The sequence below is a fragment of the Bradyrhizobium sp. USDA 3262 genome, from assembly GCF_054060035.1.
This window is the reverse complement of the sequence record NZ_JBSSCT010000001.1, coordinates 3119143-3137728: the sequence shown is the minus strand read 5'-3', so window position 1 is coordinate 3137728 and position 18586 is coordinate 3119143. Positions and strand designations below refer to the sequence as shown.

Below are 18586 nucleotides of genomic sequence, written 5' to 3'. Positions count from 1 at the left end.
GGCAAAAGAGGCCGTCGCATTGGGGCACGCATGAACGGTAGAGTCGCGGACAACCGCACCGGCCATTCTCAGTGTGGCAGCAGCGCATCGACGTCCTTCCCAAGGCTTGAGAGCGCCGCGGCCGGATCCTGCTTCTGCGAGACCACGAGATAGCAGTGATCCTCGATGGCCTTGATGATCCTGGAATTGTTCTCGCCTGGGAACGAGAACCAGCCTGTCATCATCGCAATTCGCTGACTGGCGATGCGATGCTCCGGGTGGGCATCGAAGAACCTGCCGAGCCCGGCAGGATCGCTGATCGCGGCAAGATTCACCGGCACGTAGCCGGTGGCCTCGACCATGATGGTCTGACCGGCCGGTCCGACTGCGAATTTGATGTAGTCCCAGCACGCCTTCTGCCTGTCGGGATCGTCAGTCAGCATGACAATGCCGTTGCCGCCGGCCGGAAGTCTGTCTGCCGTCGAAGAGACCGGCAATGATCCAACCTTCAGCCGGAAATTGCCGGCGGCTGACTGCTGGAAGCCGGTCAACAAACTGCTTGCGGTGAACAGGATACCAAGCTTTCCCGCCCGGAACGCCTGCCGGGCCTGCTCTGTATTGAGCGCCGGCTGGCCCTCCTTTCCGAGACGTTGCAACAGCTGCAGCGCCTGAAGGCCGGCCGGGCCGTCGAAGGTGATCCTTGTTTCGTCCTCGCTCATCATCCGGCCGCCGAAGGCGCCCACCAGCGTCTGGAACGACCAGCCGTTGTTGGTGTATTCGACATAGAGGCCGCCGGTCCCCTCGCCGAGAGCACCGATCTTCCTGCCGAGCGCGATCACGCCATCCCAGTCGTCAGGCAGGTTGTCAGGATCCCCGCCGGCCTGCTTCACGAGATCCATGTTGTAGAAGAGCACGGGAACGGAAATTGCGAACGGCAGGGCACAGGTTTTGCCGCCGTATGACGCAAACGATGTCACTTCTTGCGGAACGCCGATCGTGTTCCACGCCGGATCGCCTGCGATGAAGCGATCAAGTGGCACCGTTATCCCGCGATCAGCCAGGGGCCGGATCTGGTTCAGGCCCTGGTGGGAAATGTCGGGCAGCTGCTTCGTTATGTTCTGCCGCAAGGTCTGCTGGACGAGGCCGTCATAGTCGACGGCTGGGCTGTCGAGAACGACCCTGATATCGGGACGGGTCTCCATGAAACGCTGCGCAAGCGACTGATACAGACCCCTGGCAGGGGCGGACGCATAGGAAAGGCGGATCGTCGTCTGCGGAAGCGCGGCGGCGCCAAGGATCGGCGTTGCGGCCGCAGCGCTTGCCGTCGACAGGAACGTCCTGCGTGAAAGAAGCATCGATCGTCTCCGTTGGCCTATTGTTTGACGGCCCCGCCGGTCAGCCCCTCGACGAACCAGCGCTGCGCGGCAAGAAAGGCGATGACGAGGGGCAACACGACGAGAGTGGATGCGGCCATGAGAGGACCGTAGTCATTGCCGGCCTCCCCGTTCCGGAAGGCCACAATGCCGAGCGGCGGCGGCATCAGCGACTGGTCGCGCACTGCGATCAGCGGCCAGAAGAGATCGTTCCAGTGACCGACCACCGAAAAGATCGAGAAGGCGATGATTGCCGGCAGCGCCATCGGCACCATGATCCTCCAGACGATGGCAAGTTCAGAAAGACCATCGAGCCGCGCGGCGTGGACCACGTCATCAGGAACGGTCCTGAAGAACTGCCGGAGCAGGAAGATGCCGAAGGGCGAGACCATGTATGGGAAGACGAGCGCCGCGTAGGTGTTGAGGATGCCGAGCTGGTAGGCGAGGACGAAAAGCGGCAGCGAGAGCACCTGTTGCGGCAGGAGCAGGCCGATCATCACCATGCCGAACAGCAGATCGCGGCCGGGAAAGCGAAGCTTGGCGAGCGCATATGCGCAAGGGGCGCATACGATAATCTGGAGCGACAGGATGAAGGCGCAGACGATCAGGCCATTGCCCATGTAGCGCGGCAGCGGCGCCTCGGTGAGTGCCCTCGTGTAATTCTCGACGCCATAAAATTGTGCCGGCCAGAACGATGCGCGGAAGATTTCGCCCGGCGGCTTGATCGACAGCGATACCATCCAGACAAAAGGAGCGATCATCACCGCTCCGGTGACAAGCAGCACGGCATGTCGAAGAGCCGCGGCACCCGGCGACAGGTGGCTGGTGGATGTGACGCCGCTCATTGACAGGATACCGCGCCGTCCATGGCGCTGGCCTTGCCCATGGCGAGCGTCACGAGCCGGGCAGGAAGGACAACGGCAGCCGTAGCCCGTTCTGATACCCTCGATACATGTGTGGCCATCGCCATTACCCGATCGTCAAGCGCTTGCAGAGCACGGTCTTGCGTTCCCTCTTCCGTTGAACGCGTCGCCGTTGTGCGTGAGCACACACACCTGAATTGCTACAGGCGGATGACTGACATCGAATAAGTCGATCAATCGTCGCGCAAATGCGATGCTTCGCGGGCTGACCCTCGACTTTCAGCAATGGATTCAGATGCACAGATCAGGCATTCGTCTTGGCGACAGAGAACGCTCGGATTATGGTAGGATCTCCCGTCAGGACCACAAAACGCCGAATGGCTGCGGCAAATGGATTGCTGTGCCCCATAAGGTCGCACATCGAGAGAATCGTATCCGGGGTAAAGTAACGAACACGATGTGGTCTTTGCGAGATGGACGTATCTTCCGCGACTTGCTCCCGCATAATTGGAATGCGCGTGTCGAGCGCACAGTTCAAATCGTGAAGTGAGAAAACTCGCCGGCGCGAGGTCGGTCGCGCGCCGTAGCTCTGGCGCCACCGCGACTGGAGTAATTTGGCTTCTCATTGCGGCGACGGTATCGAACAGAAATTCGATGCCGTCCGCATTCAAGTCCACGACGAAGGTCGGGATGGCTACCTGTGCCGCACTGATCTATTGGAATCTGCGCCGCTCGATGGCGTCATTGGACGAACAATCGTGTCGGCCTGCCTCATCGGGGCTCTGGTCTACTTTGACGTCGAACAAAGTATTGACGTGCTCACTGTGGATTGTGGAATAATCAACGTTTTCGGCATTGCCGTATTCGCGTAATAGTTGATGTAGCATTGAATGACTACTATAAGATTTTATGGGCACTGGGCAACAAGAAGACGCAGTCGTCACCATCCGGCTCTTGGCTAAGGGGATCGTCGAGATAGCTCGGCGGATCAACGATGGTGCCATCGTTCGGCAAGACGATATGCCGAACTCGCTGCGATCCGGGCTTGAGCGTCTATCACGGCACTGCCTTGTGGAAGGCATTGCCGACCATGGCGCGAATGTCCACGTCTTGATGGACCTGGCCACAATCCCGATCGGCGAATGGGGCATACCATGCCTTTCGGGGGATTTCCCCTATGTTCGAGCAGTCCTTATCGACCGTGACCTCGGTATCCCGAGCAGCGATTGCTTCGAGATAGGCTCCATCTCGACTGCTGAGGACGCCTATGAGGATATCCATCACCGCCAGTTGCGCGAAGCCGTCCGGTCCCACGGCAAGCGAGCCGACGAGGTCTAAACGTTGGTCCGCGAGCGCCTCGTGCGAAATCCGGTCGATAATCAGAAGCACTTGATGGCGTTCCTTCTCGATAGTGGGCTCGCGAAGATGGCCGACGTCTTCCGCGGATGGATGCGGCCGATTCCCCTCTCATCGCGGTTTCCGGATGGAAAGACCAGGACTTGCGCGGGATGCGGTTCACTTCTTTATCCGACGCGGGACACCCGGAGGTTTCCCGTCGGACGGTGCAGGATTCGCGCCTGCACGGAAGTCCGGCCGACGCCTCTCGAAGGCATGGTCATCGACGATCCGCAGGAATGGCGGGTCGCGGCAGGAGACATCCTCGCGAGTTGGGTCGGTCCCGGCCTGCCGGAGATCCGGCTGCATGACGAACTCAAGGGGAGCGGAATTCCTGTTCGGCTTTATCCGGGCCAGGACGCCGTTGACGTCGGCATCCCATATGAACTCGGGATCGACGTCAAATCCTATTCGTGTCCGGTCACGCTCGGTGAGCGGCTGACCCGCTCGATCGGTGGCTTGGCCCAGTTCGACCGCCGCATCGTTGCAGTTCCCGATGCGAAGGTCAGGCGTCACGCAGGATACCTTTCGGACCTTCGCACCCATTACCGGGGAGAGCAGGACGTCGAATTCCGTACGATCTCCGAGACGCTCAAGGCGCTTTCCGCATGAGGAAGCCGCCCGACGATTTCGATCACGCGCTTCGCGTCCAGTGGGTTTGCGCAGCGCTACATGCCTTTCTCGGGAAGCATGAACTGGCCGGGGCGCCCGCGCTGTTATCGGGGTACCGATCCGTCCTGAGGCATCCAGCGGTCGCTCGGATCGCGCAGGCCGCATTCCAATTGCGGCAAATGGGCGTGAGCCTCGTTTCGGACGCAGCGTTGCGCGACGCGATCACGGACTGGTCGAACTGGGAGGTCGAGAATCGCGGAAAGGGCGACTACGTCGAGCCGCCGTTCAAGATCGATCTCGACGCACGAATGTCGTTTCATCTGCGCGTGCGGACTGACGATCCGGGATACGTCGCGATGGTGAAGGCCCTGACGAGGCCTCTGCCCGACAAGTTGTGGAACATCCCCCAGGTCGACGTTTCGCGTCCTTTCCGGGTGCCGATGGACATCTCAGGACTCGGCGAACCCCTTGTCGTCGATGCCACCGACCTCGATGGTAAGCTTCCTGACACGCCGCGCCGTGATTTCGTGCGCGACCGCGACGGCGGGATCGCGATCTCGTTCGTCGAGATCGAGCGCATCGCCGAAGAACTGGATGACATCGATACGGCATCCCCAGAGCGAATTCCCGGGAATTTCCGGGCGCGCCTTCGCGACGACGCCGGGAATCCCATCTTCACGCTCCTTTCGCCGAAGGGCGGCTCGTTGTCCGCAACGGACCAGGTGGAACTGTCAGGCGTGAAGCACATGATCGGTCTTCCTGGAGCGGGAAAATCGACGCTGATCCTGCTCATGGTCGTCGCGCTGGCGCGGCGCGGATTGCGCATCGTCCTCCTGCTGCCATCGATCGAGGCGTCGCTCAACTATGTTGCCGAACTCGAGCGATACGGCATCGAACCGGCGCTCGTCGTCGGTCAGTCGGCGGACTCGCGCCAGCGACATGCCAGAAAGCTCGCCGAACGCATCGCTGCGGGAGACGATACTGGGGGTATGGGTCGGACCGCTCCAGGAGCAGAGCTTCTGTCGGTGAATTGCGCGCTCGCGGGTTTTCTCTCTGATCCCGATCCGCACGTTCAGTTTCCCCACATGAGACCGCCGTGCCGTGATCTGAGGCAACGACGCCTGAAGAAGGACGGCAGCGAAGCCCATGGCGACAGCAGCAAACTCTGCGCTCTCGCATCGGTTTGCGGCCGCCAAAAATCCGCCCGTGATCTTTCCGACCCCGATCACAACGTCTGGATCGGGCACGTGATTTCAACCGACGTGCAGACGTCCCCTCATTTCGCCAACGAACAGATTCGGTACTTCGAGGCCATCGCGCGTTCCGCCGATCTCGTGATCGTGGACGAGGCGGACGGGGCGCAGGCCGCACTCGACGGTCACGCGCTGGCGGAACTGGACCTCACCGGAAGCGCAGAATCTTACGAAGCCGCGCTGCTGCGTGACCTTATGGTTCCGGTGGCCACCGGACGAAACCAGGGTGGCAATTCGTCGGTGCAGAACTACGCCTATGCGAGCCAAGAATTCACCAAGCTCAACCGGGCCGTGGTCAGTCATTTGCTGGAGGATCGCCGCGGTCCGCAGCATCTCCACAAATTCCAGGACACATTCGTTACGGGCAACACCGTTCTGGCGGCGCTCTACGAACCGGAGAACGATGACGCGCAATCTCCCTTTGAGACCATCCGCCCGCTTTGGGACGGTCTCGTGCGGCGCGTCATGGCCGAGCGCGGCGGCTACAACGCGACCGCTGAGGATGACGATGAGAACGAAATCGTCGAGCTTGACGGAATAAACGTCGCAGCGATCGCGCGTTCGGCAGGAAAGCCGGAAGCCGACGTCGACCGCCTTCTTCACGAAATCATGTCGGGCATGAACCGATGGTTTGGGGCTACGGCCGTCCTCATGCGGGAAGAAGCGGCCGAACGGGTGAACAAGGCCTTCTTCCAGCTCTTTCCGCCCGTGGAGACGCTCGATCCCGAAACCGCGCGGGCGTATTTCGGGTTCCTGCTCGAGGTCACGGCCGTCGTATTCCAATTCCTAACTCTCATTCCGATGCAACAGGCGATGATCGCCGAAGGCGTGCACTCGCGTCGGATATTCGGGTCCGGGGTCTCGAACGATCTTGCCAAGTTCGTGCCGGAGGCGTTGGTCGGACGTCTATCGGGCATCAAGGTGTACTTCCAGCAGGGGTCTAAGGGCTGGACCCTTAAACTGAAATACGTGTCGTTCGCCTCTGCGCCCCGCCTTTTGCTTTACCGACTTGCGACGCTGCTCGAGGATGAAGGCGGTAAAGGCCCGGCCGTGCTGTTGGCGTCGGCAACGAGCTTTCTTCATGACAGTCCGAGTTACCACATTCCGGTCGGTCCGCATTTCGTCCTTCGCCGCGAAAACGAAATGGGCGCTTGGAACCGGAGCGAATACATCTTTTCGCCGGTGCCCGACCCGCTCGACCCGCGCAAGAACATCCGCCTGAGCGGTGCCTTCGAGGATCGTGATCGCGGCATCAAAGCCATCATTGATCATTACTTTTCCGGGGACACGCCGTTGGTGTCCCGTATGCGCGAGGATTTCGATCCGGGGCGCAGGGTCGCCCTGGTGGTCAATTCCTATGACCAGGTGCGGATGATCAAGGAGCATGTTCGCAAGAACCATGGTCCCTTCGCCCGTCGCCTCATCGGGGTCATGGACCAGGCTGAAGACATTCCCGGATCTGAACTCGGGGAATGGGTGACCGCATCCCAAGTCGAGGCGTTGGGGGCGCGGGACGATTGGGACGCCGTGGTCTTTCCGATGAGGGCTATCGGTCGAGGGGTGAACATCGTCTACCCCGACGGCCCGCGAAAACGCGACGCGGTCATCGGAACCGTCGTCTTCCTGATGCGCCCTCACCCGTCGATCGACAGCCTCGGATTTACCGCGGGCCTTGCCGGGCGCAATGCGCTGGATTTCGACATGGCGACCATCGACCGACAGGGCGGGATAGATGACGTCATCGGGGCGTGGCGCGCAAGCAGAAGCAATTCGCTCGACCTCATGAGGCGATTGCTGCGCTACCCCGTTCAGGTCGGAAGACTTGGAAAGTTTCTGATCAATCCATTTACCGCGGACATCATGGTGGATGTTCTGCAGACCATCGGCCGAGCCATGCGCAACGGCTGCCGGACGCGGGTGATCTTCGTTGATGAAGCCTGGGCTCCGATGTCGGCGAAGGGTAAGCCGGACAATCGTTACAGCAGCATGCTCGTGTGCATGCGGGATGTCCTGCGGAAATGCTTTGACGATGCCGACCCGGTTCGAAGAGAAACTTACCGACTGCTTTACGAACCATTTTTGCAGCCGCTTTCTCGTTGCACCAACCTGATTTTCCCGACCGAAAAAACGAAGAAATGACGTCAGAAAATATCAACGACACTAACTGGCGCCGCCGACGCGTCAGACAGGAAACGTTCATTACAGGCCTTTCCTGGCGCGGCCACGAAGGCGACGAAGCCCGTTCGATCTCGCTGAAATGGACCAAGTCCGCAAGCGGGCTATTGTCGGGCGTGCTGCAGGACGGCATCGGAAGCGGGAAGGACAACGGAAAGAACCTGCCCTATGCATCCCTGCGCTCGGTCATCGAGGCCCGCGTTCCTGGGATTTCGGCGGTGCGGTCCGACCTCGGAAAACCGTGGACGGATGTTGAACCCCGGCCCTTCTTGCGGGCATTCGGTCAAAAGGAAGACGGCTCCGACGTCGTGCGCAGCGTGTCGGGTGCCGTTGCCCAATGGACCAGTGACGTCCTGTTCGGGTGGGCTGACAGGCTGGACATAGGTACCGAAAGGATCGATCGAATCCGCACACTCAGTCTTGAAGGGCGGATCGTCGAACCTTCGGAGGCAAACCTTCTGTCGATCCCTCCCGGAACGGTGAACGCACACGAGAACTTCGCGGATGTCCGGGACGCTGTGATTTCGCTCCTGATCGCTGCACTCGAGGGCCAGGAACTGTTCGAGGGTCTCGGCCCGGTGCACCGCGTGATCGCGTCCGGTATGAACGGCAATGCCGTCGAGTTCGAGACCTGGCCTGTCGCGGCCCGCAACGGCTCGTTCTCAATGACGTGCACGATCACCGTGGAGACGCTGCCGTGGTCGGTCGAACCCTACGTCATCGTCAACGCGGGAAAGCGCATCTGGATGGATCGTTTCCCGCGGCCGGGCGAGCTATTCGGAAGGAAGCGCGTCACGACCCGCATGATGGTGCGAGGCGACCGCAGGCTCTCGATCGCGTACGAGATGGGCCTCAAGGCCGGAATTCCGGACAGTGACGGCATCGAGGATCCGGCGTTGCTGGCGGCGGTCCTCCAGAACGGTGTCGATCTCGGGAGTGGCATCCCGGAGGTTGCGGGTCGCATGAGTGCGGACGGCAATGCATTCCTGGCAGTTCCCTACAGCACGAAGTTTGGGCGGACCAGAGTGCCGCGCGGCGCCACCGCGCAGGATCATGTAGATCTGGTCGCCCGGGTCGCGAGCCTGACGGAAAGGTTCGGCTTTTCGAGACTGCCGTTCGAGCCCGTTTCCGGTATCGGCGATCATGAGGAGTACCACAAGGCTCTTAAATCCGAGATGCTGCTGCATCATGCGGCACGCGATCTTCGGCTAAACGACATTTCCGACGACCGCGTCACCGCGCTTTTCGAGGAGGTGATCGGCGAGAAGCCCGGCAGGAAAATCAGGTCCGATGAGGTCATGGCGACGGGAAGTCTGATCGCGACGGTCAGGAGCGCCAACGACGAGCGGCTTTCCCGCATGTTCAGCGAGCGCGTAAAGGTCATTTTCATTTCGAGAACATCTGCGGAGGCCGATCTTTTCACAGCCGCGACCCGATCCATGTTCTCGACCGTCGATGTCGAGCGGTACAGCCTTCCTCCGAACGTCCACGGCGTTCTCGAAGCGGACAAGGACCGCAAGCGTTTCAAAGAGAAATTCGAGGACCGCGTCAGCGCGTGGAAAGCACTGGCCGAGACGATCGCCCGATCTCATCCGCGCGCACGGATCATCGTTCAGGTCGACAAGGAGTACGGAGAGGACGGCGCAATGCGGAAGCGCGAGGAGGACGCCGTCAACAAGCCTGCGGGACGCTATGCGTTGGCCCGGTACGCCGGCGCCAATGTCCAGTACCTGCTTCCGATGAAAACTGGAGAGGCATCCGCGTACCTGATCCGGCTTCAGGCTGCCCTCTATGATCTCTTGTTCGGACATTCCGGGATGGCCCCGGCGATCGGTCCCGCGATAAACCGTGCGTTCCCTGATGGCGGGATGCGTCCGGATTCGATCCTCGGCTTCTCGGTGATCCGAAAGACGAGGCAACGTCGTGGCGGGGTGTCTGTTGCCCTGATCACGGCATCGTTGCTGGACGCCGAAAGCGGAGCGGTGTGCGCGAAAATCGCGACCACGTCCGGGAATTCGGCGTGGATGGAATTCGGAGACGCCCTGGTTCATGCCGCCTCCCTCGGGGCGACCGGCATCGGCGACGGAAGCGCGAATGAAGCGACGCTCTTCCAGAGCTTCGTTTCCAGCGTTGTCAAGGAAGTGGTCTCTGATGGCCGCCGGCCGCTCGTCCTGTTCGACGCCACCAGCGCGCAGGGACTGTGGCCATGGCTCAGCAACAGGAAGTTAACCGGACTTCCCACCTTCGGTCGCGAACAGGTACCGGACAAGGCCGTTTGGGAGGACCTGTCCGTCGTCAGGGTGAGGACGAAATCCACGCCTCGGCTTCTCCGCCTCATGTATCAGGAAAACGCGTCCGTTAATGGGGAGGAGATCATCAGGGATTGCCACGCCAGCACGTCGAACGTGACCGTTCGCGTCGTAACGGGAGAAGATCGCGGCGACTACGTCACGGCGCGGAAATGGCAGCGGACGCAAAAGGTCGTTCGCGGCACGAGCGCGTATCGCTCGTTGCCGGGGTTCCGTCGTTCGGAAAAGGCGGACGACGGAACGACGCTGTACAGGCGGATCGTGCATACGCCGGAAACGAATGACGCGGTGGTTCCGGAGTCGGTCAGCATCACGGTCGTGCGCACGGCGGCCGGAGCACAGCCGGATTCCATCGCCGCGCTCGTTGCGTCGTTGTGGTCTGGATACGCCCATACCGCAATGGACACGACGTTGCCCGCTCCGCTGTCGTTTCGATCAAAGTTTGAAGACTACATGTCGCGGCACGGTCTCGAGGAGGACGAAGACGTCGAGGACGAGGCGACGACGGCTTCCGACGCCGCCGCGAGCGACGATGGGCCTCTTGCCCCGGAGGCTGTCGGCGACGTTCAGACTCCGGCGGCAAGACTGCCGACGTTCGGAGAAGTTCGCGACCAGTTTCGCGCAGGCAATTTCAATTCGGTACTTACGGTCGGCACAAAGGATTTCAGTTTCATGGATAACGTCAAGCTCGCATCAACCAGTGTTGGCTCGACTTCAATTATTGCACGGGCATCGACGGCCTCCCCGTCGGGGGACTTTCCGTTGGAAGCCGTCAGCCTGGTGAGCGATCTCCACGAACTCATCAAACCACGCTTGCGCGTCCCAAAAGTGACGACCCCCGAATGGTTCAGATCCCGCATGAACATTACGCGGCGTGACTTGCGGGAGCTCCACGACACGCACGGCGATCTACTCAGGATGGTAACCGGCTTTCCATGGCCGGAAGAGCGCCCGAACCTTGATCAATTCTTTGAATTTCTGCCGGAAGCGGCTCGCTATCCGCTGTTCTTCCGGTGCTTCTTCAAGACGATGCGCCTGATCCGGGACGATTACCTGATCAAGCCGGTCATGCAGCAGTATTGGGCCGAAAAAGCGCGTTTCAAGAACGTCCCGGAAGTCGAAAATGCCGAGTCCGGCCCGGACGCGCTGGTCGAGATGGTGGTCGCGGGCGCGTCGCATGATCTGGCGACCGCAATCGTTATCCTGGACTGGTCCGCCAGCATGGCGTTCGGAACGAGTGGACAGCGCCTCGCATCTTTGGTCCCCGAGATTTCAGACTACCTGCACGATTTGATGGAATGCGATCCAGCCGGATACGAGGCGCGCATTGGCGAACTGAGCGGCGAGAAGCGTGAGAGAGGGCAAAACCCGAAACTCCGGCTGGCGAGCGAAACTATTGAAACGGAGCCTGAGATCCAGCGGTCTCAAGAAGCCGGGATCGAGCCTCCGCTTCCGACCGCTTCCATCGACGACCTCGTGATCCGGTGGGAGAATGACCTTCTCGATCTCATTGATACGGCCAGGAAAGCCCTGAATGTCGGCCCCAACGCAGCGACGCAGCAGGAGATCGCGGCTATCGCGAGCCACTTGCGGGAACATATCGAGGAATTTGAGCGGCTCAAGCCAGACGGTGCCGCCAGCGAAGCCGTCATCTCCCGCCTGGCGAAGATCGCAAAAGCGTTTTCCGACGTTTCCGAGGGGTACATCAGGGACGTCTCCACGAGGCTGACGGAGATCGAGGCGATTTCCGCGTCAGCGCCGCAGCTCGCCTCGGAGGAAAGCCTGCGGGAAGCGGACGCGTTGGCCGAACGGGCTGACGCCGAGCTCGTCAGGGCGCAAGAGGCCCGTAAAGACGCGGATGAGCTTCAGCAGAAGAAGCTTCCCATGTTCGAGCTGGTCACCCTCGGCCAGGAGGCGATGAACAGGCTCGAGACCATCGTGAATTCCGGTCTGGAGAACGTTTCGAAGGCCATCAGCGCCATCAAGATGCCAACTTCCGTCACCCGCATCTCTCCCGCAAGTCCCTCAACGGTAGAGGTGGATCCTGTCGCCGCAGGAAGCGCTGATCCTGGCGCCGCGCCGCCCTCCCCGGCCGTCGAACGAACGACAGGAGTGCAAGGGAGTGGCTCCCGCCCTCCGGTCGAAATCACCATCGACGAGGATGACTTTGTCGAAATCGACGAAAAGCGGAAAATCGAGCCCGTTCACGAGGCGCTGGCTCCGGCCCTAAACGATGCCAACGAAGAGCCGGACCACCTTCTTGAGGACATCGAGAAGAAGGCGGACGAACTCTTCATTCGCGGCGAATTTGGTCTCGGTTATCACCTCGTCAACGCTGCGAGTACCGTTCTCGGTGATGCTTCGGCCCTCCCCTACAGTGCCGAGGAAATGCGCCTCTACGCGCTTGGAGCAAGAATCCCGGGCGTCTCCCGCATTGCGCCCGACGGCTATCACCAGGCGATCGAGGCCTGTGTGGCGATTGCTGCCAACCTCGGCATCGACGAGAGAGCCGATGCGCGGCGGATCTTGTTGATGGCCTCCGTTCTTCCCACCGCCCTGCTTCAGGTAACCGAGGCCGGTAATGCGTTCAATATCATAGACGCCATAAAGACGCACGAAAGGTGCTCGAGCTTCTTCTATCTCGTAGGTCTCGTGAAGGAGAACCGCAGCCTCGGATCTCCAGTGACGGCAGCAAGCCTGCGCGCAGCTTCCAGCGCCAACGCCGACAAATCGATTGCCAACGAACGGCGCAACGCGGTCCTGGATCAGATCAAGTCAATCAGGAATGCACAGTTCAGGTTCGTCCTCGGACAGAAGGTCCTGCGATCCATCACCGCAAAGAGCGGAATCGTCAGTGTGATGGAGAGCGCGGTCAACCAGCACGAGATCAACGCCGTCCGGGAATTCTCCAGGAAATATTCTGACCGTAACGAGGTCACGAACCTGCTGGACAGCGAGGTCCGGCGCATGGGAGCCGTGCAGACTATCGACGGCGGGGCGCGCGAGCGCCTGGTCGCCTACATCATCGACCTCGCCGCCGGCTGCGGAGCTTTCGCAGAAGCGGCGGGACCGGCCAACGAGATTCCGGTTGTCGGCAAGCGGTTGGATCAGGTACGCGATCTGGCGGACAACATGAAGGTCGGCATCCAGAACTTCGAGGTTGCGACGGCTGCGCCGACGGGAAGTGCGTTGCTTGATGCGGCCTACGCCCATGCACGCAGCGTGTTCAAAAGCCTCGCGGCGGTGATCCGCGGCGAAGCGATGCCGGAAGTCGATCGCAAGATCGTCAATCTCGAACTGCACGCACCCCTTCTGTGGCTTCCAGGCATGGCGTGGAGCGGAGCCTGGACGCCAAGTCCAAAGGATGCTGTCCGGTTGATCTCGGCGATCCGTGAATTCGACGGTCCCCGCGTCTCGGGCAACCTCGCCGAGGCCGCCGAAGCCGCCATTGAAGCGAGGCGGAGTGAGGATGCGTTCGTTCCGGCCAAGATGCTCCTGACCTTCGCGCCTCATTTCGGAATCGATGCGGTTCGCGAGGAACACCTCCGCGCGGTGATTGAGACCAACGAGGTCACCCGAAAGGCGCAGGTCAAGGCCCGGCACGCCGATGTCTCGAGGCTGATTGCCAAGGTGCGCCGCATGGCGCTCGGCGGGCTGGAGGAATCGACCCGTCTCAATGACGACCTCGACGAGATCAAGGTGGACGTTCCCTCACAAGACATTCCCGATTTCATGCCAGAGGAAATCGACGGGTTCCGCGTTCTCGATGTCAATGCCGCGTTGTCGCGCCTGAACGATGTCGAAGGCTCCGCGCGCCGTCTTCTGGACGACGCGAAGGCTGCGCTGGCTTCGGAGATTGACCGTCTGGGCGAGACGTCGCGGATCACGGGCGAAGAGAAGATCCGGCTTCTCAAGCTTCTCGATAGTGACGATCTCGCCACCGTCACCGACTGGATCCAGACTTTCAACTCCGGCGAGAGGCGTCCGACGCTGACCGGAAAGGTGATGAACGAGCCGTTGGACCAGTTCAACCATGTACTGAAAGAGACTTCCCAGATCGATCTTTCCGAGGCCAAACGTTGCATCGAAGGCAACGCGGCCTACGGCTTGTTCGATTTCTCCCGGCTTGACGAGGCGCGGCGCCAGGAGGCCGCCAAGACGCTCGAGGACTGGATTGAGTTCAAGAGGAGGATGAAGAACTCGCAGGTCATGCTTTCGCAGGGTATGTCGCACATTGCGGTTTTGCTGACCTCCATCGCCTACGGGACGGAATTCGTCGACGTGAATGGGGATCGCAGCAACGTGGGCAGACAAATCTTCGTGGTTGACGCGCAGATGAACCTGCCGTCGGCCCCTACGTCCTTGATGCTTCCGGAGTTCGGCAGCCTCACGAAGGGTGGCTGGCGGGTCGCGGCCGTCGGTCCCACGACGACGTCCGCCGAAATCATGGCGCTGGCGGAAGGAGCCGAACCGCGCGGGACCCTGGTGCTGATGTTCGGCTTGATGTCGGCCGACAAACGCAAGCAGCTGAAGCGCGACTGTGTAAAGAACAGGCGCAAGGTGCTCGTGATTGACGAGGCTCTTCTGCTGGATTATCTGGCGACGCCGGATGCCACGCCGTTGCGGATGTTCGAGATCGCGCAGGCCTACACAACCGCGACACCATACCAGGACTACGTTCGCTCGCCGGTCCCGAACGAAATGTTCAAGGGGCGCGCACGGGAAAAAGCCAAGATTCTGGAATCGTACGGTTCCTATATCGTCTATGGCGGGCGACGGCTCGGCAAGACCGCTCTTTTGCGCCACATATCAAGAAATGCCCCGGAACACGCGCTGTTCAAGTTCCTCGATCTGAACAGTTTCCCGCTCGACCTCTTCTGGCAATATTCTTCGGGAGCGTTGAAGGAAGTGTTCGCCAAACCGGTCAGCGCTCCCGAGGACTTCGTCGCCGGAGTGAAGGAATATCTGCAGGCCGACAATCGCCGCAGGATTCTGCTGTTGCTCGACGAAGCGGACAACTTCATCAAGCACGAGGCGTCGCGGGACTATCGCAATGTCGTGAAGCTCCTGAACCTGATGGCGGAGACCGATCATCGCTTCAAGTTTGTGCTAGCCGGGTTGCACAACGTTTCCCGCATCATCAAGTCGGAAAACTCGCCGCTGGCGCAAATCTCCAACGATCCGATCCGGATCGGGCCCTTGCTGCAGGAGGACGTCGGAGACGCGGAAATCCTGATGCGCGGCCCGATGTCTGCTCTCGGCTTCGAGTTCGAGAACCGCGAGGACGTCTGGCGCATTCTCAGTTTCACCAATTATTACCCGGTTCTCATCCAGGTGTTCTGCAGAGGTCTGTTGGATATTCTCGAGGACCAGATCCGTGATGGCCGGGAAGTCAAGGTGATCGACGGCGCCATGGTCGACGACGCGCTGAGAAACCCGCAGATCAGGAAGGTGCTCTACGACGCGTTCGACAAGACGATCACGGGCATCGAGCAACGTTACGGACTTCTGACTTACATCATCGCCTACGACGCCTACTTCTCGTCCGGACAGGGCCTGGAGGCGGACGGTTTGAGCGCGATCGAGGTCACCGAGAGTGCGATCCGGTACTGGCCGCAGGCATTCCCGAAGGGAAGCGATCCGTCGGAAATCGAATACCTTCTGGACGAGATGGAAGGGTTCGGGATTCTCCGGCGCACTACGTCGAAAAAGTGGACGTTGCGCTCCCGCATGCTTCTCGACCTTCTTGTTTCGAGCGAGGAGGATTTGACCGAACGCCTTCTGAGCTTTGGCGGCAAGAAGATCGAGCAGCAGTTCGATCCGAAGAACGCTCGCCGGACCATCGAGGTCATGTCGAGGGGGAAACAGTCCGCCAGCAAGACGTCGCCTTTGACCGACGGTCAGTTGTCGCAAATTTTCGCACCAGGACAGGATGATGCGAAAGTCATGGTGATCTTTGGATCGGCTGCGTCTGGCATCGGCGACGTGGTGTCCGCGATCGAGGCGTCCGGAACGTACCCTGGTGGCGAGCAGCGGAGCGCCACGCTCGACATTCGTGGCTGGAGCGACCGCGACGGCTTCGTCTCTGATATTCGGCGGAATCCTGTCGCGAAGAAGCGGATTGTCGTCGTTCCGCCGCAAACCGCGTGGCGGCACGACTGGGTGACGGCGGTTTCGCGCCTACCCAGCGTTCTGCGTCAGGACGTCAGGCCGATTTTCGTCGGCGCGCCGAGCCATGCCGAAGCATGGGTCGAGGCCTTCCGGAAGAGTCCGTCGCTCTCCCGTATCAAGGTCGAAACCCTGCGACCTTGGGCGCGCTCGTTCCTGGCCACACGGCTCGACGCGCTGCACCTGATCGGCTCGATCGAAGACGTTCTCCGCGGAACGGAAGGCTGGAGCGAGCCAACGCAGGCTGTTCTTGCCAACCTTCAACGCGGCATGAGGGTCAATGTCGCCATGGACCATGCGCTGGCCGCGGCGGTCAAGGACGGTGCAGAGGCGATCGGGATCGGTGAACGGCTTGCCCCTGCGTTCGTCACGCTGGCGCAATGGTGCGGCGAAACCGGTATCAAGGCATCCTACGGTAAGGACGCTCTCGTCGTGGAAGGAAAACCCGACGGGATCGATCCCGACTATATCGTCAGGTTCGCCGCGACCATCGGCGTGGCGTCGCTGAGCAACCCGTCAGCTCCGGCCGACCAGCAGATCATCGTGATGGATGACTTCGTCCGCCGTGTCCTTCTTTCGGGAGAGAGCAAGTGACGCCGCAGGATTGGTGGACCCTTCCAGGGCCGAACGGCTTCACGACGGCTCTTGCCAGGGACTTGATCACTAAAGGCGTCGCCGCCGCGAAATGTCCGCGGCCACTGCCGGAGGGATTGCACGATGCGATCCGTAAGAAGCTTGCCGACGAATACGTCGTCGAGACGGTGGTCTTTGACGCTTCGAACCTGAAGGCGACGCAATCGCCCCTGCACGAGATGGCGACGTTGCGCCGGGTTTCAGGAGCCTCGATCGGCACCGTGGCGGACTTCCTCGAAAATCCCGATCTGGCAGACGTGGCGTTCATCGTCGAGGGCATTTCCGCGGACCATATCCAGACGTGGAGCTATTTGCTGCGTGCCGTCATGTCCGAGCGGGCCGAGAGTCCTCCGGCTGCTGGTCCCTACCTCCTTCTGCTTCTGCCGACCGGATGGAAGGCGGACGCTGAGAAGCGGCTTCTCGGCCAGATAGGCAGCAGGTTCTGGCGCGGATATATGTCGTCAGTGGACTCGTTCGGATGGATCGCAGCCAACGGCATACGGGTCGGATCGGGCATCGACGAGCGGCTGGCGTTGGCGACCTCGATCGAGGTCGCCGCATGGTCGCCGAGTCTTCTCGATCAGATGACGAGGTTCAATCTGGACGATCAGATATCGCCGACGGGATCGCTCGAACTCCTCTCCGCGCGGAGGGCATGGCCCTATCCATGCTGGGAAAACGGCCTCGTGGACGCGTGGGACGACATCCCCACTCCTCATGCTCTCGCCGCTGTCGCTCACGGGCTCTGGAGCGACATCGAACGCCGGATTTGGGTCGCTCAATCCAAGGTCCTGCTGCCGATGATCGACAGCGCCCGCAGGGGCATCATCCGCGCCTACCTCGACGAACTGTCGAAGCACGCGAGCCCATCCTCTCCCTACACCAAGAAGGTGTATGACCGAACGATAAAGATCACCGATCCGTGGAGCTTTGAGTGGTTCGAGATGATCACGCTCCTTGACGGCGCGGTGCCCCTTTCACACCTCCGGATCATGAAGGACCTCAAGTGGGTTCGCGACTCGCTGTCTCACGGCAAGACAATTGACAAGGACAACATCAAGAACCTGTGCGAGGTGTGGGAGGAGCACGTCCTCGATCTAATGGCGGCCCCCGTGAACGGCTGGGACTGGCCACGAACGGGTCAGACCTTGCGTATGACGGTTGGGCCGTCCGGAGCCGGGAAGAGCGCATGGGCTAACCGGCAGGCGGCAAGGGTTGTCTCGTCGGACAGTATTCGTGAAGAGATATTTGGCACCAACGATACTCCGCGCAATCAAGGCCATGTATTCCGAATGGCGCGTCAGAGGATGGCGATGGTGCTCAAGTCAGGCGAGGATGTCATCCTCGACGCTACAAATATCAAGACGACGGACCGCAAACGCATCGCAACGAGCGTTCCGCCTGATTGCAGCATTGAGTACGTGGTCATTGACCGTCCTCTCTCGGAAAAAATGAAGACACGCGGGGAACGTGCCGCAGGCCTGATCGAAGAGCATCACCAGACTTTCGGTGCGTCGATCACGGAATGCCTCGATGGTGATGGATTGCCCAATGTGCGGTTGATTGATCTTCGCGAAAATAGCGCGGGCAACCAATGAAGCCTTGGGCGTACCGGGGCTTCTTGCTCCCATCGCCGTCCAACCTTGCCCCCCGTGCAGCGCTTCAATCTGGAATGGGTTGAGACGCAGTTACAGCACCTGTTGCGGCAGGAGCAGACGAATCATCACTATTCCGAACAACAGGTCGCGGCCGCCAAAGCTAAGCTTGGCGGGCGCATATGCGCAAAGGGCGCAGACGATAACCTGGAGCGACAGGATGACAGCACA

At 60.7% G+C, this 18586-nt stretch carries 8 protein-coding genes; 6 read left to right on the top strand and 2 right to left on the bottom strand.

What is annotated here, in order from left to right; genetic code table 11:
- Positions 1-68 precede the first annotated feature (68 nt).
- A complete protein-coding gene (locus tag ACVWYP_RS14520; protein WP_304498951.1) occupies positions 69-1334 on the bottom strand; it encodes an extracellular solute-binding protein in 1266 nt (421 codons plus the stop codon).
- A 17-nt stretch (positions 1335-1351) separates the two neighbouring features.
- The gene (locus ACVWYP_RS14515; RefSeq protein ID WP_129964964.1) at positions 1352-2197 is read right to left on the bottom strand and encodes a carbohydrate ABC transporter permease; all 846 of its coding nucleotides are present in this window, start codon (positions 2195-2197) and stop codon (positions 1352-1354) included.
- A gap of 632 nt (positions 2198-2829) precedes the next feature.
- Here ACVWYP_RS14515 and ACVWYP_RS14510 point away from each other — a divergent pair.
- From ACVWYP_RS14510 to ACVWYP_RS14485, 6 genes are all read left to right on the top strand, one after another.
- On the top strand, positions 2830-3087 hold the full coding sequence (locus tag ACVWYP_RS14510; protein WP_304498950.1) for a hypothetical protein: 258 nt from the start codon (positions 2830-2832) through the stop codon (positions 3085-3087).
- Positions 3088-3124: 37 nt separating this feature from the next.
- The gene (locus ACVWYP_RS14505; protein WP_369525564.1) at positions 3125-3553 is read left to right on the top strand and encodes a pPIWI_RE_Y domain-containing protein; all 429 of its coding nucleotides are present in this window, start codon (positions 3125-3127) and stop codon (positions 3551-3553) included.
- Between the two features lie 273 nt (positions 3554-3826).
- Entirely contained in the window at positions 3827-4222 is a 396-nt protein-coding gene (locus tag ACVWYP_RS14500) for a restriction endonuclease-related protein (protein ID WP_264623350.1), read from the top strand.
- On the top strand, positions 4219-7614 hold the full coding sequence (locus tag ACVWYP_RS14495; RefSeq protein ID WP_304498948.1) for a pPIWI_RE_Z domain-containing protein: 3396 nt from the start codon (positions 4219-4221) through the stop codon (positions 7612-7614). The genes ACVWYP_RS14500 and ACVWYP_RS14495 overlap by 4 nt, the downstream gene beginning before the upstream one ends.
- A complete protein-coding gene (locus ACVWYP_RS14490; RefSeq protein WP_304498947.1) occupies positions 7611-16721 on the top strand; it encodes an RNaseH domain-containing protein in 9111 nt (3036 codons plus the stop codon). Before ACVWYP_RS14495 ends, ACVWYP_RS14490 begins: the two co-directional genes overlap by 4 nt.
- Entirely contained in the window at positions 16718-18358 is a 1641-nt protein-coding gene (locus ACVWYP_RS14485) for an AAA family ATPase (RefSeq protein WP_304498946.1), read from the top strand. Before ACVWYP_RS14490 ends, ACVWYP_RS14485 begins: the two co-directional genes overlap by 4 nt.
- Positions 18359-18586: the final 228 nt, after the last annotated feature.